At 67.1% G+C, this 18,860-nt stretch carries 21 protein-coding genes; 9 read left to right on the forward strand and 12 right to left on the reverse strand.

Annotated elements, in window-relative coordinates; translation table 11 throughout:
* Positions 1-106 precede the first annotated feature (106 nt).
* The gene (locus tag APZ15_RS13455; protein WP_027787326.1) at positions 107-595 is read left to right on the forward strand and encodes an adenosine-specific kinase; all 489 of its coding nucleotides are present in this window, start codon (positions 107-109) and stop codon (positions 593-595) included.
* A 321-nt stretch (positions 596-916) separates the two neighbouring features.
* Positions 917-1,204 (forward strand): YciI-like protein, encoded by a 288-nt coding sequence (locus APZ15_RS13460; RefSeq protein WP_021160928.1) that lies wholly within the window; start codon positions 917-919, stop codon positions 1,202-1,204.
* A gap of 13 nt (positions 1,205-1,217) precedes the next feature.
* Here APZ15_RS13460 and corA read toward each other — a convergent pair whose 3' ends face one another.
* Positions 1,218-2,195: a magnesium/cobalt transporter CorA gene (gene corA / locus APZ15_RS13465; protein WP_027787325.1), complete on the reverse strand. Its 978-nt coding sequence runs from the start codon at positions 2,193-2,195 to the stop codon at positions 1,218-1,220.
* Between the two features lie 155 nt (positions 2,196-2,350).
* On the opposite strand from corA, the gene cydX reads away from it, so the two are divergent.
* Both cydX and APZ15_RS13470 read left to right on the forward strand, forming a co-directional pair.
* Positions 2,351-2,497: a cytochrome bd-I oxidase subunit CydX gene (cydX, locus tag APZ15_RS38455; RefSeq protein ID WP_027787324.1), complete on the forward strand. Its 147-nt coding sequence runs from the start codon at positions 2,351-2,353 to the stop codon at positions 2,495-2,497.
* Entirely contained in the window at positions 2,494-3,111 is a 618-nt protein-coding gene (locus APZ15_RS13470) for a P-loop nucleotide/nucleoside kinase family protein (RefSeq protein ID WP_027787323.1), read from the forward strand. Before cydX ends, APZ15_RS13470 begins: the two co-directional genes overlap by 4 nt.
* Before the next feature lie 94 nt (positions 3,112-3,205).
* On the opposite strand, the gene APZ15_RS13475 is transcribed toward APZ15_RS13470, so the two are convergent.
* The gene (locus tag APZ15_RS13475) at positions 3,206-4,306 is read right to left on the reverse strand and encodes a saccharopine dehydrogenase family protein (protein ID WP_011352168.1); all 1,101 of its coding nucleotides are present in this window, start codon (positions 4,304-4,306) and stop codon (positions 3,206-3,208) included.
* Positions 4,307-4,555: 249 nt separating this feature from the next.
* Here APZ15_RS13475 and APZ15_RS13480 point away from each other — a divergent pair, with 249 nt between their 5' ends.
* Positions 4,556-5,083, forward strand: a complete 528-nt coding sequence (locus tag APZ15_RS13480; RefSeq protein WP_051363278.1) for a COG4705 family protein — start codon at positions 4,556-4,558, stop codon at positions 5,081-5,083.
* Here the strand turns inward: APZ15_RS13480 and APZ15_RS13485 are convergent.
* On the reverse strand, positions 5,040-5,504 hold the full coding sequence (locus APZ15_RS13485; protein ID WP_006481526.1) for an Lrp/AsnC family transcriptional regulator: 465 nt from the start codon (positions 5,502-5,504) through the stop codon (positions 5,040-5,042). The genes APZ15_RS13480 and APZ15_RS13485 overlap by 44 nt on opposite strands.
* Before the next feature lie 255 nt (positions 5,505-5,759).
* On the opposite strand from APZ15_RS13485, the gene APZ15_RS13490 reads away from it, so the two are divergent.
* Complete coding sequence (locus tag APZ15_RS13490) at positions 5,760-6,311, forward strand: Spy/CpxP family protein refolding chaperone (protein WP_027787322.1); 552 nt, start codon at positions 5,760-5,762, stop codon at positions 6,309-6,311.
* 133 nt (positions 6,312-6,444) lie between these two features.
* Entirely contained in the window at positions 6,445-6,876 is a 432-nt protein-coding gene (locus APZ15_RS13495) for a PGDYG domain-containing protein (protein ID WP_021160921.1), read from the forward strand.
* A gap of 33 nt (positions 6,877-6,909) precedes the next feature.
* On the opposite strand, the gene APZ15_RS13500 is transcribed toward APZ15_RS13495, so the two are convergent.
* The 8 genes from APZ15_RS13500 to APZ15_RS13535 all read right to left on the reverse strand — a co-directional run bounded on the left by APZ15_RS13500 (position 6,910) and on the right by APZ15_RS13535 (position 14,951).
* On the reverse strand, positions 6,910-7,272 hold the full coding sequence (locus tag APZ15_RS13500; RefSeq protein ID WP_027787321.1) for a DUF3022 domain-containing protein: 363 nt from the start codon (positions 7,270-7,272) through the stop codon (positions 6,910-6,912).
* A 13-nt stretch (positions 7,273-7,285) separates the two neighbouring features.
* Positions 7,286-8,074 (reverse strand): YhfC family intramembrane metalloprotease, encoded by a 789-nt coding sequence (locus tag APZ15_RS13505; protein ID WP_027787320.1) that lies wholly within the window; start codon positions 8,072-8,074, stop codon positions 7,286-7,288.
* A gap of 54 nt (positions 8,075-8,128) precedes the next feature.
* Complete coding sequence (locus APZ15_RS13510) at positions 8,129-9,172, reverse strand: LacI family DNA-binding transcriptional regulator (RefSeq protein WP_027787319.1); 1,044 nt, start codon at positions 9,170-9,172, stop codon at positions 8,129-8,131.
* A 425-nt stretch (positions 9,173-9,597) separates the two neighbouring features.
* Positions 9,598-10,563, reverse strand: coding sequence for an NAD(P)-dependent oxidoreductase (locus APZ15_RS13515; protein ID WP_021160916.1), 966 nt, complete (start codon positions 10,561-10,563; stop codon positions 9,598-9,600).
* A gap of 5 nt (positions 10,564-10,568) precedes the next feature.
* Positions 10,569-11,849 (reverse strand): MFS transporter, encoded by a 1,281-nt coding sequence (locus tag APZ15_RS13520; protein WP_021160915.1) that lies wholly within the window; start codon positions 11,847-11,849, stop codon positions 10,569-10,571.
* Positions 11,850-12,098: 249 nt separating this feature from the next.
* The gene (locus tag APZ15_RS13525) at positions 12,099-13,091 is read right to left on the reverse strand and encodes a sugar kinase (RefSeq protein ID WP_027787318.1); all 993 of its coding nucleotides are present in this window, start codon (positions 13,089-13,091) and stop codon (positions 12,099-12,101) included.
* A 28-nt stretch (positions 13,092-13,119) separates the two neighbouring features.
* Positions 13,120-13,884 carry a xylose isomerase gene (locus APZ15_RS13530; RefSeq protein ID WP_027787317.1) on the reverse strand — a complete coding sequence of 255 codons (765 nt, stop codon included), beginning with the start codon at positions 13,882-13,884 and terminating at the stop codon, positions 13,120-13,122.
* A gap of 173 nt (positions 13,885-14,057) precedes the next feature.
* Positions 14,058-14,951 carry a LysR family transcriptional regulator gene (locus tag APZ15_RS13535; RefSeq protein WP_027787316.1) on the reverse strand — a complete coding sequence of 298 codons (894 nt, stop codon included), beginning with the start codon at positions 14,949-14,951 and terminating at the stop codon, positions 14,058-14,060.
* Between the two features lie 112 nt (positions 14,952-15,063).
* On the opposite strand from APZ15_RS13535, the gene APZ15_RS13540 reads away from it, so the two are divergent.
* Together APZ15_RS13540 and APZ15_RS13545 are read left to right on the forward strand one after the other, a co-directional pair.
* Positions 15,064-16,131, forward strand: a complete 1,068-nt coding sequence (locus APZ15_RS13540; RefSeq protein WP_027787315.1) for a YeiH family protein — start codon at positions 15,064-15,066, stop codon at positions 16,129-16,131.
* Positions 16,132-16,234: 103 nt separating this feature from the next.
* A complete protein-coding gene (locus APZ15_RS13545) occupies positions 16,235-17,968 on the forward strand; it encodes a ClcB-like voltage-gated chloride channel protein (protein WP_027787314.1) in 1,734 nt (577 codons plus the stop codon).
* Positions 17,969-18,064: 96 nt separating this feature from the next.
* Here the strand turns inward: APZ15_RS13545 and APZ15_RS13550 are convergent, their stop codons facing one another.
* Positions 18,065-18,685 carry a TetR/AcrR family transcriptional regulator gene (locus tag APZ15_RS13550; RefSeq protein ID WP_027787313.1) on the reverse strand — a complete coding sequence of 207 codons (621 nt, stop codon included), beginning with the start codon at positions 18,683-18,685 and terminating at the stop codon, positions 18,065-18,067.
* Between the last annotated feature and the right edge of the window lie 175 nt (positions 18,686-18,860).

Below are 18,860 nucleotides of genomic sequence, written 5' to 3' on the forward strand. Positions count from 1 at the left end.
CTACACAACCAAGGATAGGACGCGTCGCTTTCGACGCCAGCCGCCGCGTACTAAGCTTGGAGAGCCCATTGCGGCGCGCGCGCCGCATCGCCAGACGAGGTCCGCCATGCTGCAATTCGAAACCGTCACCATCGACAAACCCGAGGCCGTGAATTTCATCCTCGGCCAGTCGCATTTCATCAAGTCCGTCGAGGACATCCACGAGACGCTGGTCGGCACCGTGCCGGGCATTCGTTTCGGGCTCGCGTTCTGCGAGGCATCGGGCAAACGTCTCGTGCGCCGCTCCGGCACCAATGCGGAACTCGTCGAGCTCGCGTGCCGCAACGCCCTTGCGATCGGCGCCGGTCACGCGTTCATCGTGTTCCTCGGCGACGGTTTCTATCCGGTCAACGTGCTCAATGCGATCAAGGCCGTGCCGGAGGTCTGCCGGATCTACTGCGCGACCGCGAACCCGACCGACGTGATCGTCGCGGAAAGCGCGCAGGGGCGCGGGATCGCCGGTGTTGTCGACGGCTTTCCGCCGCTCGGCGTCGAAAACGACGACGACGTGCGCTGGCGCAAGGATCTGCTGCGCACGATCGGATACAAGGCGTAGGCGCGGGCCGCCGGTGCGGCCGCGGCGCATACATCGAGCTTCCGCCAGGGCCTGCCCTGCAGACGTGACCGCATCGTCGATGCGAACCGCGTCTCCCGGACCTGCGAAACACGAAGAAAAAGCGGTGGGATCAAAGGCGCGACCGCGGGCAGGATTTCAGGTCGCTGAGTTGGCTGACCGTTAGTTGCAATCTCGAGAACAGGATTACGCTCCCGGTGGCGACGCGCCGGCCACCCGGCTGTCCTATACTGGCCGCAACAGACCGACCGGCAGCCGCGCCGACACGACGACCGCGCCGCCGCCCCCTTCCCGGAGCCACGCATGCATTACCAGCTGATCTACGAACTCGTCGACGATTACCTGTCGCGGCGCGAACCGTTCCGCGCCGAACATCTCGCGCTTGCACAGGCCGCGACCGAGCGCGGCGAACTCGTGCTCGCCGGCGCGCTGTCGGACCCGGCCGACCAGGCCGTGCTCGTGTTCGAGGGCGATTCGCCGGAGGCGGCCGAGTCGTTCGCGCGCGCCGATCCGTATGTGCAGAACGGCCTCGTGAAATCGTGGCGTGTGCGTCCGTGGCGCGTCGTTATCGGCAAGCACGCGCCGCGCTAGGCGCGACGCAGGACTACAGCCACCCTGCCCGCTTGAATCGCCACCACAGCGCGAAGTCGGCGACGACCATCACCGCGATACAGCCGTAGAAACCGTATTTCAGGTGCAACTCGGGCATGTTCGCGAAGTTCATCCCGTAGATGCCGGCGATCATCGTCGGTATCGCGAACAGCGCGGCGAACGAACCGAGCCGTTTCGTCACTTCGTTCTCGGCCAGCGAAATCATCCCGAGGTTGACCTGGATCGCCGTGACGACCATCTCGCGGCGCCCTTCGATCGTCTTCACGATCCTCTGCAGATGGTCGTACACGTCGCGGAAATAAGCCGCCATCCCGCTGCAGACCTGCGGCACGCGTCCGCCGGTGAGTTTCGCGAGCGGCTCGATCAGCGGCGCCGTGTGCTGGTACAGCGTCACGAGCCGGCGCTTCAGCGAATAGAGATCCTCGATGATCGCGCGCGACGACGCGGGCGTGGCCTTCGCGAAGATCCGATCCTCGAGTTCCTCGAGCTCGGTGCCGAGCGTTTCGAGGATCGGGAAATAGCGGTCGACGACCTGGTCCATCAGCGCGTAGAACACGAACGCCGAGCCTTCCCGCAGCAGATGCGGCTCGTGCTCGCAGCGCTTGCGCACGTCGCGGAAATCCTGCTCGGTGTGATTGCGGATCGACAGCACGTAGTTCGGGCCGACGAACACGTTCAGCTCGCCCACCTTGAATTCGCCGTCGTCATCGAGCTCGACCGTATGCAGCACCGCGAACAGCGAATCGCCGTACTCCTCGATCTTCGGCCGCTGGTGCCCCTTGCGGGCATCCTCGAGTGCGAGCTCGTGCAGCCCGAACTCCTCGCCCATCAGGTCGATTTCCTCGGGTGTCGGATCCTTCAGCGCGACCCACACGAAGCATTCGGGCTTCGACACGTAGTCGCTGATGGCGTCGATATCGATGTCGGCCAGCTTGCGGCCGTCCTGGTATGCAGCACAGTTGATCAGCATGGTGTCTCTGATGTTGCGGTTTGCGCATCAGTTTACCGGTTTGCTGCGCGGGCGGCCCGGCTTGCGCGGCACGACGATATTGGTCATGATCGGGCTGCGTGCGCCGCAGCACGCGCACCAGGACACTGCGGCCCAACCGTCAAGGAGACAGACCCATGTGGTATTTCTCGTGGATTCTCGGCATCGGCGTGGCGCTCGGCTTCGGCATCATCAACGCGATGTGGCTCGAGGCGGAAGTGTTCTCGCGCGGCGACAAGCGCAACGGTGCGCCGAGCCCGCAGCCGGGAGGCAAGGCTTCGTGACGCACCTGGTGTTCTTCTGCGGTCACGCCGGCACCGGCAAGACCACGCTCGCGAAGCGGCTCATCGGGCCGCTGATGCGCGCGACCGGCGAGGCCTTCTGCCTGCTCGACAAGGACACGCTGTATGGCCGCTACAGCTCGGCCGCAATGGGTGCGCTCACCGAGGATCCGAACGACCGCGACAGCCCGCTCTACCTGAAGCACCTGCGCGATCCCGAATACCAGGGCCTGCTCGACACGGCCCGTGAAAATCTCGCGCTGGGCATCGGCGCGCTCGTCGTCGGCCCGCTGTCGCGCGAAGTGCGCGATCGCCGCATTCTCGACCGCGCATGGCTCGGCATCTCCCCCGACGTCACGCTGACGGTCGTCTGGGTCTACACGTCGGAAGACGTCGCGCACCAGCGAATCGTCGCGCGCGGCAACCCGAACGATGCCTACAAGCTCGCGCACTGGGACGAATACCGGCAGCGCCGCTTCGTGCCGACCGGCCACGAATGCGACGGCATCGTGATGTTCGACAACACCGCGCCATCCGACGCCGACATCGATACGCTGCTGTACCGCATCGCGCCGCCTCCGCCTGCGGCAACGATCGTCCCGCCGCTGCCGGCCTGATCGCCCCTCCTGTTCGTTCCCGCAAAAAACAACGCCGGAAGCGCTGCTGCGCTCCCGGCGTCGTACGGCCCTCGTGCCGGAGGCTGGCGGACGGTCAGGCCACCGCGTGCACGCGCTCCATCGTGCCGCCTTCGTACAGCTTGCCGAAGCGGTTCGACAGGAACGCCTTCAGCGACACCTTTTCCTGCGGGATGAAACCGCTTTGCGGCAGCTTCTTCTCGCGGAACAGATCCAGCACCGCGCACATCGCGCCGGCCGTCGTGATCTGGATCGCGCTCATGTGCATCCCGCACACGTCCTTCGCGAAGATCTTGCGCGTGAACACGTCCTGCACCAGCTGGCCGTCCTTCACGCCCGTCACGGTGATGAACACGAGCACGACGTCCTGCTTCGTCGACGGCACCGCGCGGCGCATGATCGACTTCAGCGTGTCGCGATCGGTCGACAGGCGCAGGTCCTCGAGCAGGAACTGCACGAGATCGCGGTGGCCCGGGTAGCGCACCGACTTGTAGTCGAGCGTCTCGACCTTGCCCGACAGCGTCTCGCACAGCGTGCCGAGGCCGCCCGACGTGTTGAACGCTTCGTATTCGGTACCGTCGAGCGAGAAGTGCTCGAGGCCTTCGAGCGGCTGCACCCACTGCTTGCGGCCGTCGCGGATCGCTTCGCACGGCTGGCAGTATTCGTTGATCAGGCCGTCAACGCTCCACGTCAGGTTGTACTTCAGCGCGTTGGTCGGATACTCGGGCAAGGCGCCGACGCGCATCTTCACGTCGCGCACTTCGCTGAAGCCGTTCACCAGTTCATGCGCGGCGAGACCGATGAAGCCCGGTGCGAGGCCGCACTGCGGCATGAACGCACGGTCGGAGCCTTCGGCCAGCTCGCGGATCGCGTGGGTCGCGCGCACGTCTTCGGTCAGGTCGAAGTAGTGGACGCCGGCTGCCTTCGCGGCGGCGGCAACGTTGACCGCGAGGTAATAAGGCAGCGCATTGACGAGTGCATCGAAACCCTTCACTGCTTCGCGAATCGCGTTTGCGTCGGCCGAATCGACCCGTTGCGTCGCGATGCCTTCGCGCGACAGCTTCGCGAGCGCATCCGCATCGCGGTCGAACGCGACGACTTCGTAGTCGCCCGTTTCACGCAGCATGTGAGCAATGGTGTGGCCGATCAGACCTGCGCCGACGATGGCGATTTTCATGCGCTTATCTCCTGATGATGGGTGTGATGTAGTGGACGGCGTTGAGCCATGAACACAGTTTAGGGACGCGCAAAATCAGTTCCAAGACGAAGAATGATGCGAAACGACCGATAATTTCGACGTTACGACGACATATTTCGTCGAAACGTCGAAACGGGGTTTTTTCACCCGTCGCGGGCCTGCCGTGACTGGCCAAAGTCTCGCGAGCCGGACTGCATGCCGACTACACGATTGCCGAGGAGGCATCGCATGCAATCCCTGCCCGCCGAACGCACGCGGCACTGGCTGACCAAGGTGCCCGACGTCGCGCTGTCGCTCCGGATCGGCAAGATCATGTCGACCACGGTCGGCGAAACCGGCGCGGACTATCTCGCGCTCAACGTGGGGCCCGGCCGGATCGTCGCGCGCATCGCGATGGCGTCGCGGCTCGCGATTGCGTTGTGGATGCAGTTGCGTACGCACTGCGAGGTGCCGTGGATCTGCCAGCCAACGGTGGTGCTGGTCAACATCGTCGGTACGCGAATCGCCGACCTGCTCATCGTCGAAGTGAACGTCAGCCTCCACGCGAGCGCGACGATCAACGCGGCGCGCTCGCGGCGATCTTCATCGTGCGGCATCGCGTTGAACGCACGCTGTCTATCGACACGATCGTCACACCGCAATGCGAGCGGCTCTATGTCGGGCCGATACGGCAGCGCAACAAGCGCGGTGCAACGAACACCGCGCCTGAACGTCAGCCGCCGATCGTCCCGCGATCGATCTTGCGCGACAGGATGATCGACGTCGTCGTGCGCTCGACGCCTTCGAGCGTGCCGATCTGGTCGAGCAGGTCGTTGAGCCGTTCGGGCGAATCGGCGCGCAGCCATGCGACGTAGTCGTACTCGCCGCTCACCGCGCACAGCAGTTGCACCTCGGGCATCCGGTCGAGCTTGCGCAACACGTCCTTGCCGAACTTCGGCGTAAGGATGATGCCGACATACGCGTAAATGCTCGCGTCGAGCACGTCCTGCCCGAGCCGGACGCTGTAGCCGGCGATCACGTTGGTACGTTCGAGCCGCGCGATGCGTGCGACGACCGTCGTGCGCGCGACGTCGAGCTGGCGCGCGAGATCCGCGACGCTGGCACGCGCATCGGCCTGCAGCAGCGCGACGAGTTGCCGGTCGAGATCGTCGAGTTGGTCGAGGCGGGGTGGACGCATGAGGCTGGGCCGGGGCACGACGTGCCGGCAAAGTGGAAGGTGACGCGATGATAGCGCCGAACGCCGGCCCGCCCAAACGGCATCGCCCGGAACCGATTCGAACCTTTCAATTTCGATTCGTATCGGATGTAAGCAAGTGTCGCATTCACTGCTGCGCCGCACTCAACGTGCTACTAATAGCTGGCGATGCGAGATGCGTGCTTGCGGCAATTGCCGCCGCGCCCGCTCGCCAGACACCACCCCGGAGAGCCAACCATGAAGAAAATCTCGCTCACCCTCGCTACGCTCGCCGTTGCAGCCAGCGCGTTCGCGCAAACCCCGGCGCAGCCGCAAGCGCCCGCTCAGGCCACGACGACCGCAGCCGCGGCTTCGGCCCCGACCGCCGAGCAGCGCGAGGCGCGCCATGAAGCCCGCGTCGAGCAGCGCATCAAGTACCTGCACGACCAGTTGAAGATCACGTCGGCGCAGGAGCCGCAGTGGAAGACGTTCGCCGACACGATGCGCGGCAACGGCGACACGATGGGCCGCCTCTATCGTGAACGAATGGCCAAGCACGACGTCTCCGCACTCGACGACATGAAGCAGTATGCGGAACTGTCGCAGGCGAACGCGGACGGCGCGAAGAAGCTCGCCGACGCCTTCGCACCGCTCTACGAGAGTTTCCCGGCCGACCAGAAGGCACTGGCCGACACGACGTTCCGCAGCTGGCTGCACCACGGCGGCGAGCATCGTGGCAAGGGCAAGACAAAGGGCAAGGAAGGCAAGGCGGCAGCCGCGCCGGCTGCCAGCGCACCCGCGCAGCCCTGACGCCCGCCCTGCCGGCTCCGCCGGCACCGCACACGGCCCGTCCGGGCCGAACGGCACCGCTACAGGCGACCGGCGCGTCACACGGCGCGCCGGATTCGGGATAAGCTCCCGGCTTTTCCCGCACTTCCCCGCCATGCTCGAACTCAAGCACATCGACCTGCGTACCGATCCGCAGGCCCGTCGCGTCGTCAAGGACGAAACCGTCGCCGTTTCCTTCGCGGACGCCGACGGCGAACTGATGAGCCTCGAAGGCCCGAACCGCTATGTGGCGGGCGACGCGCTGATCACGGGCTCCACCGGCGACCGCTGGGTCGTGTCGCGCGCGCGCTTCGACGCCAAATACCTGCCCGCCGATCCGGCACTCGCACACGGCGCACCGGGCGCCTACCGGAACCGGCCGGCCGTCGTGCTCGCCCGCCGGATGGACGAGCCGTTCACGATCGCCCGCTCGGAAAACGGCGACACGCTGCGCGGCGTCGCCGGCGACTGGGTGATGCAATACGCGCCCGGCGACTACGGTGTCGTGCAGGCGCAGCGCTTCGCGCAGGTCTACCGCGACGCGTGACGCGTCGTGCCGGCATCGCGCCGGCGCGAACGATCACGCAAAGTCTTCGTCGAGCTCGAGTTCGGCGTCCCGCTCGACGGCCTCGCCGGCCGCGTGGCGCTCCTCGAGCGACCCGAGCATCGCTTCCGTATACGCATGCAGCACCGCATGGCTGCGCGCGCGCTGCATCGGCTTGAGCGCCAGATAGCGAGCGAGTGCCGCCGGCACGATGCGGATATCGAGCGTCATCCGCTTCGGCGTCGCGCCGAAACGCATCGCGAGCCAGTGCACGGACAAGAACCGCCCGCGCGCGTCGCTGCTTTCGGCGAACCGCGTCTGCTCCGGAAAGAGATCGCAGATCACGCGTGCGAGCGCTTCGAATTCCGCGCTCTGGCATTCGATCAGATAGTCGTCCATCCCGTCTCTCCCGTCAGGCTGCCGATTGCGGCGGCCGGCACGCCTTCACCAGCACGACGACCAGAAGCGCGGCCAGCACGAAATACGCGGCCTCGACCCAGCCGGCCGGCAGCACGCGCACCTGGTACAGCAGCGCCGGCGCGGCTGCCAGCGCATGCAGCACGATCGCGAGCGGCAACACGCCCGCGCGGCCGGCGCGCACGCCGCGCCAGACCAGCACCGACAGCGCAAGCTGCAGCACGAACGCCGCGCAGCGTTCGAGCAGCAACAGCAGGATCGACTGTGCCGACAGCGTCGCGAGCATCACGTGCAGCCGCACGACGGTATCGCCCGGCAGGTCGGCGAGCTGGGTCTCGAGCTGGCCGCGGCTCGCGAGCCACGCGAGATACGACCACTGGCCCCACACGAGTACGCCGACGAACCACGCTTCGGCGCCGCCGTGGCCGATCCCGTAGCCGATTCCGCGGCTGTCGCCGGCCGACGCGCCGTAGCGGCGGTTCAGGAAACGCATCCCGAGATAACGGCCGGCTTCCTCGAACACGGCGGTCGCAAGCGCGCTGTACGCGACGAACGCGAGCGGCTGCGTGAGCCAGCCGTCGGGCGGCGTCTGGCTCAGCACGAGCCCGTGGAATGCGCGTTCGAGGATCATCGCGAACAGCGTGAAGACGGCCACGCCGACGATCGTGTCGCGGCGGTTCAGCGCAAGCGGCTTGCGCAGGATACGGAAGAGGACGAGCGGCAGGAGCGCGATGATCAGCGTGGCGGCGATCAGCACCGCCAGCGTGACGGGGGCGACAGTCATGTATTTCCTTGTTCGGGGCAGCGCACCTGACGCGCTGCGTGCCCCGAATGATACTCAGCTTGCGGTCGACGCGCGCACAACCAGCTCGCCGGGCAACAGCGAGACGCGTACGTCGCCCGCTGCGCCGTCGATCCGCTCGTGCACGAATTCGACGGCCTTGTAGCCGATTTCGTAGGTCGGCTGCCGGATCGTCGTGATACCGATCAACTCGGCCCATTCCGGATCGTCGATCGACAGCAGCGCCGCCTTCTGCTGCCATGCGGCGCCGAAGCGCGCGCGCAGGTGGCGCGCGATCGCGAGCGCGACCGGCGCGTTCGCGGCGAACAGCGCCGCGCGCACGCCGCGCCGTGCCGCGTCGTCGATGCGGGCATCGATGTCGGCGAACGCCGCCGCGGTCGCATCGGGCTCGTTCAGGTCGAGCACGACCGTCGACGGCACCGTCAGCCCGCGCGCGCCGAGTGCCGCGCGGAATGCGGCCTCGCGCAGGCGCCGCGAGCTGACGCGCTCGAACGGCTGCACGACGAAATGGATTGCGTCGAAACCGTGTTCGATCAGGTGCGCGAGTGCCGTCTCGATCGCGTCGGCGTTGTCGAGGCCGATCAGGTCGGCCTCGAAGCCCTCGACGGTCCGGTCGACGAGCACGGCCGGGATGCCGGCCCCGCGCAGCGGGCGCAGCACGTCCTCATCGGCGCCGAGCGCGTTGACGATCAGCCCTTCGACGCGGTAGGTCGTGAGCAGCTGCAGGAAACGGCGCTCCATCTCGACTTCGTTTGCCGCGTGACAGATCAGCGGCATGTAGCCGAGCGCCTGGCAGGCCGCCTCGACGCCTTGCAGCACTTCGACGGTATAGGGATTGGTCAGGTCGGCTGCGAGCATGCCGAGCAGCCGGTTGCGGCCGCGCTTGAGCCCGCGCGCCATCTGGTTCGGCCGGTAGTTGAGCCGCGCGATTGCCGCTTCGATCCGCTGGCGCAGATCGGTGGACAGCACGTGCGTCTCGCCGTTCAGGTAGCGCGACACGCTGGTTTTGCCGGTGCCGGCTTCGCGCGCGACATCGCTGATCGTCGCCGGACGCGTTGTGGTTGGTTGCGAATCGGTCACTGTCGTGCCTCGCGACGTTCGATCCGCGCCGCGTCGTGAGCAGACGGATCTTTGTTGTTGGAAACGTAAGCCACCCGGTGGAATCTCCTGTCGATCCGCGTTAGCGCTTCAGCGCTTACGCGGATCCCATGCTTCGCGGTCGATCAGCGTCCGCCCTTCACCGCTTACGCGGATCCCATGCTTCGCGGTCGATCAGCGCCGGCGCGTCGGCACCCGCCCCGGTCACGTGCACAAGCAGTCGGCCGCACCGGACCTGGCGCGGATACCCGTCGCGAGACGCCGCCGGCAGCGCTGCCGTGCCGTCGATACGACGCGCGGGGATCATAACGCAGCCAGCCCTCCGGCACCAAGACCATCGACTCTAACGAAGCCGCCCGGCCGCCGGGCGGGCACCCGCTCGCGGTCGGCCCGTTACCCGCCGCGGCTCAGGCGCGTGCGAGCGCATCCGGATTGACGAGATTCGTGCGCAGCGTGCCGGCCAGCGCGCCGACCAGGTTTTCCGCGGCGCAGCGCGCCATCGCGTGGCGCGTCTCGTGCGTCGCCGAGCCGATATGCGGCAGCGCGACGACATTCTTCATCTGCAGCAGCGGCGAATCCGCGGCCAGCGGTTCCTTCTCGAACACATCGAGCCCCGCGCCGCGGATCGTACCCGCGCGCAGCGCATCGATCAGCGCGGCTTCGTCGACCACCGGCCCGCGCGATGCATTGATCAGTATCGCGCCGCGTTTCATCTTCGCGAATTCGGCCGCGCCGATCAGGTGGTGCGTTTCGGGTGACAGCGGCACTTGCAGGCACACGAAATCCGCTTGCGCGAGCAGTTCGTCGAGCGTCACGCGCCGTGCGCCGTACTGCGTTTCGGCTTCCGCATGCGCGGACCGGTTCGCATACAGCACCTGCATCCGGAAGCCGAGCGCCGCGCGGCGCGCGACCGCGCCGCCGATCCGCCCGAGCCCGACGATGCCGAGCGTCTTGCCCTGCACGTCGGTACCGTACAGGTCGGGGCCGATGCTGCGATGCCAGTGGCCTGCCTTCACCCACTCGGCCAGCTCGACCACGCGTCGCGCGGACGCGAGGATCAGCGAGAACACCGTATCGGCGGTCGATTCGGTCAGCACGTCCGGCGTATGCGCGAGCACGATCCCGCGCCGCGTGAGATCCGCGACGTCGAAGTTGTCGTAGCCGACCGAAATCGTCGACCACGCCTTCAGCCGCGGTGCGCGGTCGAGCATGTCCGGCGTGACCTTCAGGCTCGCGCCGATCGCGCCGTCCGCGTCGCCGAGCGCATCGGCGAGGGCTGCGGCGCCGTCGGCCTGCACGACGTCCGCATGCTCGCGCAGGTACGCGAGGACGTCATCGGGCAGCGGCTTGTACGCGACGATACGGGGCTTCATCTGATTCATTTTCCTTGCAGCGGCGCCGCGAGCGGATGCGTATCGGGCGCCTGGGGTTTGACGGACAGCGTGAGGATCACCGCGGCGACGAGCGCGGCGCTCATGAACGCGTACGACGCGACGGGCGAGCCGGTCGCACCGTTCAGGTAGCCGACGAAGTACGAGCCGACGAACGAGCCGAGCGCGCCCATGCTGTTGATCAGCGCCATCGCGCCGCCGGCCACGTTCTTCGGCAGCAGTTCCGGGACGATCGCGAAGAACGGGCCGTACGGCGCGTACATGGCGGCACCGGCCACGACCAGCAGCGCATACGAGATCCAGAAATGCGACGAGCCGAGGGCGTACGATGCGGCGAACGCGGCCGCGCCGATCAGCAGGAACGGCCACACGAAGCCACGGCGCGAACCGACCTTGTCGGACGCCCACGACGCGGCGAGCATCGCGATCGTCGCGGCGAGATACGGTAGCGCGGACAGCCAGCCGGTCGCGACCATCCCGAGGTCGGAGCCGTTCTTGACGATCGACGGCAGCCATAGCACGAAGCCGTACACGCCGATGCTCCAGCAGAAATACTGTGCGCACAGCTTGATCACGGCCGGCGAGCGGAATGCCTCGCCATAGTTGCGCACGGGTTTGATCGCTGCCTGCTCGGCCGCGAGCGCGGCGTCGAGGTCGCGTTTTTCCTGCGCGTTGAGCCACGGCGAATCGGCCGGCTTGTCCTGCACGAGGAACCACCAGCACACGGCCCAGAGGACGGCCGGCACGCCTTCGGCGATGAACATGTGGCGCCAGCCGAATTCGTGCACGAGATAGCCCGAGACGATCGACATCCACAGCACGGTGACCGGGTTGCCGAGGATCAGGAACGTGTTCGCGCGCGAGCGTTCGTTCTTCGTGAACCAGTTGCTGATGTAGATCAGCATCGCGGGCATCACGGCCGCCTCGACGACGCCGAGTACGAAGCGGATCGCCATCAGCGACGGGATGTTGCTGACCACGCCCGTGAGTGCCGCGCAGGCGCCCCACAGGATGAGGCTGACGAACACGAGCTTCTTCACGCTGCGGCGTTCCGCATAGATTGCGCCGGGGATCTGGAAGAAGAAGTAGCCGAGGAAGAACAGCGCGCCGATCAGCGACGACAGGCCCTTGCTGATCCCGAGGTCCTGGTTGATGCCGGCTGCGGCGGCGAACCCGTAGTTCGCGCGGTCGAGGTAGGCGAGGCTGTAGGTGATGAAGACGATCGGCATGATCGTCCACCAGCGGCGGGCAGCGAGTGTATTGGCCATCAGAATGTCTCCTGTGTCGATCGGAGTTAGCGCTTTAGCGCTTACTCCGATCCCATGCTTCGCGGTCGATCAGAGTTAGTGCTTTAGCGCTTACTCTGGTCCCATGCTTCGCGGTCGATCAGAGCTCGCACTTCAGCGCTTACTCCGATCCCATGCTTCGCGGTCGACCAGAGTTAGTGCTTTAACGCTTACTCCGATCCCATACATGCACGACTAAATGAGTCCGCGGATTGTGCCGTGTCCGGCCTCTCATTGCGCGGTGAAGGTTTCCTCTAAGCGATCGGCGTGATTGGTGACGTTTTCGAATCGATCGAGCGCGGCACGGGTCGGCAGCCCTTCCGAGTCGCCGATCACCTGGATCGCAAGCGCGCCGATGCGGTTGCCGCGCGCCACGGCCTGCTCGATCGTCTTCCCTTCCAGCAGCGCGCTGACCACGCCGACCGCGAAGCCGTCACCGGCGCCGACCGTGTCGACGACGTTCCGCACACGCTCGCCCGCCACCGTTCCGTCACGGCCGTCAGCCGTCCGGTAATACGCCCCTTCGGCACCGAGCTTGATCACCACCCCGCGCGCGCCTTGCGCGAGATAGAAGCCCGCGATATCGGCCGGCGTGTCGTGCCCGGTCAACTGCCGCCCTTCGGCGATGCCCGGCAGCACCCAGTCGGCGAGCGACGCGAGCGCGTTCAGCGTCTTCGCCATCACGTCGGCGGACGGCCACAGCGTCGGGCGCAGGTTCGGGTCGAACGAGATCGTCTTGCCGGCCGCGCGCATTTCGCGCGCCAGCTTGAACGCAAGCTCGCACGACGTCGCGGAGATCGCCGGCGCGACGCCCGTCAGGTGCAGGTGGCGCGCGCCGAGCACGTAGTCGGCCACGTAGTCGTCGCACGACAGGTGGCTCGCGGCCGAACCCTTGCGGAAATACTCGACGGTCGGGTCGCTGCCGTCGTCGTTGCGCGACTTGAGCTGAAAGCCGGTCGGGTAGCGCGGATCGACGGTCACGCACGATGCGTCGATGCCCTCGCGCGCCAGCGTGTCGAGCACGTAGCCGCCGAACGAATCGCGGCCGACGCGGCTCATCCAGCCCACCCGGAAGCCGAGCCGCGACAGGCCAATCGCGACGTTCAGGTCGGCGCCCGCGATCCGCTTCGCGAATTGCGTCGCATGCGCGAGATGACCGGGCTCGGTCGCGACGAACATCGCCATCGCTTCGCCGTAGGTCACGACATCGAGTGCTGCTTTCATGAATGAACTCTCCAGGATCCTTCCGCCGTCACGCGGTTGCGAGCCACGCGACTCGCCGGCATGCATCGCCCGCCAGGTCGGCCGCGTCGAACGGAAACTCGATGCCGCGCGGCGCCTGCTGCGGCAGCGCCGCGAGCACGCCGGTCACGAGCGGGTCGTTCGGCGCCGGCGCGGCGGCGAAACGGCGCGCGCCCTCGCCCTCGACGGCCTTGCAGTGAATGTATTCCACATGGGACGCGAGCACTTGTGCGCAATCAAGCGGCGCTTCGCCCGGCCACTGCCAGTTGCCGATGTCGAACGTCATCCCGAGCGCATCGGGCATGCCCGCGGCGGCCAACGCATCGAACAGGCCGCGGAACTGCGCGAGCGCTCCGCCGACCGGAAGCTGGCCGTTCTCGACCACCACGCGGGCCTTCGCGCCGCGCGACAGCGCGACGATGTCGGCCGCGTGCGCGTCGCCGGCGAAGCCGCCGAGCTGGAATTTCACGAAGCGCGCGCCGAGCGCGTCGGCTTCCGCAAGCGCGCCGCGCAATGCATCCGCATCGAGCGCGCCCGTTTCCGTGTACAGGTTGGCCGGCGTCGAATAGACCGACCACAGCCCGTGGCCGGCCAGTAGCGCACCCAGCGCGGCGAGCGCGCCGGGCGCAGCGTCCGCTTCCGACGCGAACAGTTCGCGCCGCACCTCGAAACCCGTCGCACCCGACGCCGCCGCGGTCGCGACGAATGCGCTGTGGCCCTCCTGACGCACGCGGTCCATCCCGAATGCGCTCGCCACGATCACGATGTCTGTCATTCTGCCCTCTTTTCCCCGGAATGGAACCGGTTCCATTTGCTTGAGACGGATGGTGCGCTTCGCCTCGAACCCACGCCATAGAGGAAATCCCTAAGTTGGGGCATGGCGCGAACGCACGTTCCGACGGTACGCATCACGCATGCCCGGGCCGGCTTCGGCCGTTCCGGCGAGGTTCAGGCGATATCGTGCGCGAGGCTCATTTCGAGGAATTGTGCGGCGACCCGCGACGGCGCGCCGCCGTGCGGCACGAGGATGGAGAAATGACGCGTGAGCGGCGCGGGCGCGAGCGAGCGCAGGACGAGCGCGGCATCGTCATGACGCAGCGACATCGCGGACACGAACCCGACGCCCATCCCGGCACGCACGGCTTCCTTCACGGCCTCGACACCCGCGATCTCGAATGCGACACGCATCGGCGCCGCGCCTTGCGCGAACGCGCGCTCGACGAGTTGCCGCACGGCGGAGCCCGCCTCGCGCAGGACGAGCGGATGGGCCGCCAGCGCGTCGAGCGTGACGCCCGGCGCGTATTCGGGCGCGGCCAGCGGATGCCCGGTCGGCACGATCGCCACGATCTCGTCCTCGCGCCACGCGTGCACCGCGGTGCCCGGCGGCAGCGCCTCGCCGGGCGGCCCTTCGATCATCGCGATGTCGAGCGACGGCAGCGCCGCGACCACGTCGGCCGTGTTGCCGCTCATCGTGTGGATCGCCACGCGCGGAGCGCGCGGCTGGAACGCCGCGATCAGGTAAGGCAACAGGTAGCTCGCGGGTGTCGTGCTCGCGCCGATGCGCAGCGTGCCGGCTTCCAGGCCGCGCACCGCGTCGCGAAACGCGCGCGCCTGCGCGAACGTGTCGCGCTGCGCTTTCGCGTACTGCGCGAGCTGTTCGCCGATCGGGGTCAGGCGGATGCCGCGGCCTTCGCGCTGGTACAGCGGCTCGCCGAATTCGTCCTGCAGCAGCCGCAACTGGCCCGACACGGCCGGCTGCGACAGATGCAGCGCCACGGCGGCGTGGCTGATGTTCAGGTGTTCGGCGACGGCTGCGAACGTTATCAGTTGATCCGGGGTCATGGGGATAAATTATCGGCTTTCCGGATAGTTTACGTCACAAATCACAATTTTTCATATCGATATAACAAAATTAGGATTACAGCATCGCAACACGCTCCATCACGGTGCTTCCATGTCCACTGCCCCGATTCCCCATCTCAGCCCCGCCGCGCCGTCGATGCGCGGCCAGTTGAACGGCGTGCTGTTCGTCGCGCTGTTCGCCGCCGCCGTCACGAGCCTGTCCCAGCTTCCCGCGATCGCGGGGCTCGGCCTGTCGCCGCTGATCGTCGGCATCGTCGCCGGTGCGCTGTACGGCAACGCGCTGCGCGACGGCATGCCGGCGAGCTGGGCGGCCGGCGTCAACTTCTCCGCGCGCAAGCTGCTGCGCATCGCGGTCGCGTTCTTCGGGTTGCGCGTGAGCCTGCAGGAAATCGCGCAGGTCGGGCTGCCGGGCCTCACGGTGTCGGTCCTCGTCGTCGTCAGCACGCTCGCGATCGGCACCTGGGCCGGCATGAAGCTGATGAAGCTCGACCGCGATTCCGCGCTGCTGACCGCCGCCGGCAGCGCGATCTGCGGCGCGGCCGCCGTGCTCGCGTTCGAGTCGACGCTGCAGTCGAAGCCGCACCAGAGCGCGATGGCCGTGGGCAGCGTCGTGCTGTTCGGCACGCTGTCGATGTTCCTGTACCCGATCGCCTATCACGCCGGTCTGCTGAACCTCGACCCGGCCGGCCTGGGCCTGTTCTTCGGCGGCACGATCCACGAGGTCGCGCAGGTGGTCGGCGCGGCGAGCGACATCAGCCCGCAGGTCGCGCACATCGCGACGATCGTCAAGATGACGCGCGTGATGCTGCTGGTGCCGGTGTTGCTGGTGCTCGGCTGGTGGCTCGCCCGCTCGGCCCGCGCCACCGCCGGCGGCGCGCAAGGCAAGCGCAAGGTGGCCGTGCCCTGGTTCGCGCTCGGGTTCCTCGGCTTCGTGATCGTCAACTCGCTGAACGTGCTGCCGACGGACGTCACGCACACGCTGAACGTGCTCGACACTTTCGCACTGACGATGGCCATGACCGCGCTCGGCATCGAAACCCGCGTGGCGCAGATCCGGGCGGCCGGCCCGCGCGCGCTGATGACCGGCCTGATCCTGTACGTGTGGCTGATCGCCGGCGGCTACGGGATCACCTGGGCCGTGCAGCACTGGCTTGGCTGAGTTGCCCGCCAGTGACACGTCGCGCGCCGCGCCCGCCGGGAAGGTCCCGCGGGCGCGGCGCAGTGCTATGCTTCGCGTCGTTTTCCATCGCCCTCTTTCAGCCGTGCTCTCGTTCCTGCTGAAGCTGCGCACTCGCGCCCAAACGCTGTTCCGCCTGTCGGACGCCCATACGATGCTGATCTGGTCGGCCATCGTCGGCGTCGGCGGCGCCTTTGCGACGATGGCGTTCCGCGAAGGCATCGACCTGATGCAGCACCTGATCTCCGGACAAAGCGGCAGCTTCGTGCAGATGGCGAAGCGCCTGCCGTGGTACGTGCGATTCTGGATGCCGGCCGCGGGCGGCTTCCTCGCCGGCTGCGTGCTGCTGCTTGCGACGCGCGGCGACAAGAAGGCGGGCAATACCGACTACATGGAATCGGTCGCGCTCGGCAACGGGGTCGTGCCGGTACGCCAGAGCCTGTGGCGCAGCGTGTCGTCGCTGCTGACGATCGGCAGCGGCGGCTCGATCGGCCGCGAAGGCCCGATGGTGCAGCTCGCGGCGCTCGCCGCGTCGCTCGTCGGCCGCTTCGTGCACTTCGACCCGCCGCGCCTGCGCCTGCTGGTCGCCTGCGGGGCGGCCGCCGGCATCACGTCCGCCTACAACGCGCCGATCGCCGGCGCATTCTTCGTGTCGGAAATCGTGCTCGGCACGATCGCGATGGAGAGCTTCGGCCCGATGGTCGTCGCGTCGGTCGTCGCGAACATCGTGATGCGCGAATTCGCCGGTTATCGGCCGCCGTACGAGATGCCGGTGTTTCCGGCCGTCACCGGCCCCGAGGTGCTGCTGTTCGTCGTGCTCGGCGCGCTGTGCGGCGTGCTCGCGCCGCAGTTCCTGCACCTGCTCGACGCGTCGAAGCACCATTTCAAGCGGCTGCCGGTGCCGCTGCCGGTGCGGCTCGCGCTCGGCGGTCTCGTCGTCGGCGTGATCTCGGTGTGGACGCCCGACGTATGGGGCAACGGCTATAGCGTCGTCAACCAGATCCTGCATTCGCCGTGGACCTGGCAAGCGCTGGTCGCGGTGCTCGTGTTCAAGGTCATCGCAACCTCCGCCACGGTCGGCTCGGGTGCGATCGGCGGCGTGTTCACGCCGACGCTGTTCGTCGGCGCGGTGTTCGGTTCGCTGTTCGGGCTCGCGATGGAAGCGCTGTGGCCCGGCCATACGTCGGCTTACTTCGCGTACGCGATCGTCGGGATGGGCGCGTTCATGGCGGGCGCCACGCAGGCGCCGCTGATGGCGATCCTGATGATCTTCGAGATGACGCTGAGCTATCAGGTCGTGTTGCCGCTGCTGGTGTCGTGCGTATTCGCGTATTTCGTCGCGCGCGCGACCGGCACGACGTCGATGTACGAAATCACGCAGCACCATTACCAGGACGCGCAGGAGAAGCTGCGCCTGCGCACCACGCAGATGCGCGAGCTGATCCAGCCCGCGCAGACGGTCGTGCCGCTCACGGCGAGCGTCGCCGACATGACGCGCGTGTTTCTCGAATATCCGGTGAAGTACCTGTACGTCACCGATGATGCCGGGCGCTTTCGCGGCGCGGTCGCGCTGAAGGACATCACGTCGGACCTGCTCGACAAGCGCGACACGACCGACAAGACGGCCGCGCATTACGCGCACACGCCGTTTCCGCTCCTCACGCCCGACATGCCGCTCGCCACCGCGCTCGAACGCTTCATGGCGTTCCAGGGCGAACGCCTGCCGGTGATCGAAAGCGAAACCGAGCCGACGCTCGCGGGCGTCGTCTACAAGACGTCCCTGCTCGACGCGTACCGGCGGATGACCGGGGAGCGCTGATTCGCACGACGCGATGAGGCGCGGCGCATGCCGCATGCTTCATCGCACCCCGCCTTTGCCGCGCATCGCACGCGGCACGACGAATCCGCTGCCGCGTCAGTCCGGCGCACGCCCGAGCACGACACGCGCGAAGAATCCCGCGAGCACCGACTCGGCCACCTCGGCCGGCACGTGCTGCGGATCGGCCGCGTAATACGACTGCACGCCGTCGCACAGGCACATCAGCCCGAACGCGAGCGTCTCCGCCGGCAACAGCAGCGGCGTGCCGGAGCGCTCGGAGAAGCGCCGGATGAATTCGGCCATCTGCACGCGCTTGGCGTGCAGGAACTGGTTGAAGCGCACGCGGAACTTCGCATCGCGCGCGGCCTGCAGCTTCGCCTCGCCCCACAGCAACGAGAATTCGTCGTCGGCGAACAGCGTGCGGTAATGCGCGAGCGTCATCGATTCCATCTGTTCGCGCGACCCGCCCTCGTCGAAGATCGCCTGGAAATCGGCCTGCACCTGCGCATGGTTGCGCTCCAGCAACTCCAGCAGGAGTTCCGACTTGCTGCGGAAATTCGAGTAGAACGCGCCGCGCGTATAGCCGGCCGCGGCCGCGATGTCCTCGACGCTCGCGGCCACAAAACCTTTCTTCAGAAAAATGCGATGCGCGGCATTCAGCAGACGTTCGCGCGTCTGATCCCTGCTCTGCTCGCGGGTTAAGCGCTGTGGTTTCATGGCGCGCAGTCTAGCATCGATTCCCTTTCAAATTCATCTTTGCACTCAGATACAGGTGTGTATTAGAATTCGCCACAGTTTCTGAAAATGCTGTCCGCGCGCCCCTGTCGGCGCCGCTCGGGGCAAGCGCGCGCCGCGCTTGCCGGCTTCGTTCCGCTCTCGCTCTCACCTCACT

The sequence above is a fragment of the Burkholderia cepacia ATCC 25416 genome (genome assembly GCF_001411495.1).
GTDB classification, from domain to species: Bacteria; Pseudomonadota; Gammaproteobacteria; order Burkholderiales; family Burkholderiaceae; genus Burkholderia; species Burkholderia cepacia.

What these genes read in the sequence shown, in the direction of transcription:
- APZ15_RS13455 (WP_027787326.1), top strand. Translation starts at nt 107, where the DNA reads ATGCTGCAATTCGAAACCGTCACCATCGACAAACCCGAGGCCGTGAAT.
- APZ15_RS13460 (WP_021160928.1), top strand. Translation starts at nt 917, where the DNA reads ATGCATTACCAGCTGATCTACGAACTCGTCGACGATTACCTGTCGCGG.
- corA (WP_027787325.1), bottom strand. Translation starts at nt 2,195, where the DNA reads ATGCTGATCAACTGTGCTGCATACCAGGACGGCCGCAAGCTGGCCGAC.
- cydX (WP_027787324.1), top strand. Translation starts at nt 2,351, where the DNA reads ATGTGGTATTTCTCGTGGATTCTCGGCATCGGCGTGGCGCTCGGCTTC.
- APZ15_RS13475 (WP_011352168.1), bottom strand. Translation starts at nt 4,306, where the DNA reads ATGAAAATCGCCATCGTCGGCGCAGGTCTGATCGGCCACACCATTGCT.
- APZ15_RS13480 (WP_051363278.1), top strand. Translation starts at nt 4,556, where the DNA reads ATGCAATCCCTGCCCGCCGAACGCACGCGGCACTGGCTGACCAAGGTG.
- APZ15_RS13485 (WP_006481526.1), bottom strand. Translation starts at nt 5,504, where the DNA reads ATGCGTCCACCCCGCCTCGACCAACTCGACGATCTCGACCGGCAACTC.
- APZ15_RS13490 (WP_027787322.1), top strand. Translation starts at nt 5,760, where the DNA reads ATGAAGAAAATCTCGCTCACCCTCGCTACGCTCGCCGTTGCAGCCAGC.
- APZ15_RS13495 (WP_021160921.1), top strand. Translation starts at nt 6,445, where the DNA reads ATGCTCGAACTCAAGCACATCGACCTGCGTACCGATCCGCAGGCCCGT.
- APZ15_RS13500 (WP_027787321.1), bottom strand. Translation starts at nt 7,272, where the DNA reads ATGGACGACTATCTGATCGAATGCCAGAGCGCGGAATTCGAAGCGCTC.
- APZ15_RS13505 (WP_027787320.1), bottom strand. Translation starts at nt 8,074, where the DNA reads ATGACTGTCGCCCCCGTCACGCTGGCGGTGCTGATCGCCGCCACGCTG.
- APZ15_RS13515 (WP_021160916.1), bottom strand. Translation starts at nt 10,563, where the DNA reads ATGAAGCCCCGTATCGTCGCGTACAAGCCGCTGCCCGATGACGTCCTC.
- APZ15_RS13520 (WP_021160915.1), bottom strand. Translation starts at nt 11,849, where the DNA reads ATGGCCAATACACTCGCTGCCCGCCGCTGGTGGACGATCATGCCGATC.
- APZ15_RS13525 (WP_027787318.1), bottom strand. Translation starts at nt 13,091, where the DNA reads ATGAAAGCAGCACTCGATGTCGTGACCTACGGCGAAGCGATGGCGATG.
- APZ15_RS13530 (WP_027787317.1), bottom strand. Translation starts at nt 13,884, where the DNA reads ATGACAGACATCGTGATCGTGGCGAGCGCATTCGGGATGGACCGCGTG.
- APZ15_RS13535 (WP_027787316.1), bottom strand. Translation starts at nt 14,951, where the DNA reads ATGACCCCGGATCAACTGATAACGTTCGCAGCCGTCGCCGAACACCTG.
- APZ15_RS13540 (WP_027787315.1), top strand. Translation starts at nt 15,064, where the DNA reads ATGTCCACTGCCCCGATTCCCCATCTCAGCCCCGCCGCGCCGTCGATG.
- APZ15_RS13550 (WP_027787313.1), bottom strand. Translation starts at nt 18,685, where the DNA reads ATGAAACCACAGCGCTTAACCCGCGAGCAGAGCAGGGATCAGACGCGC.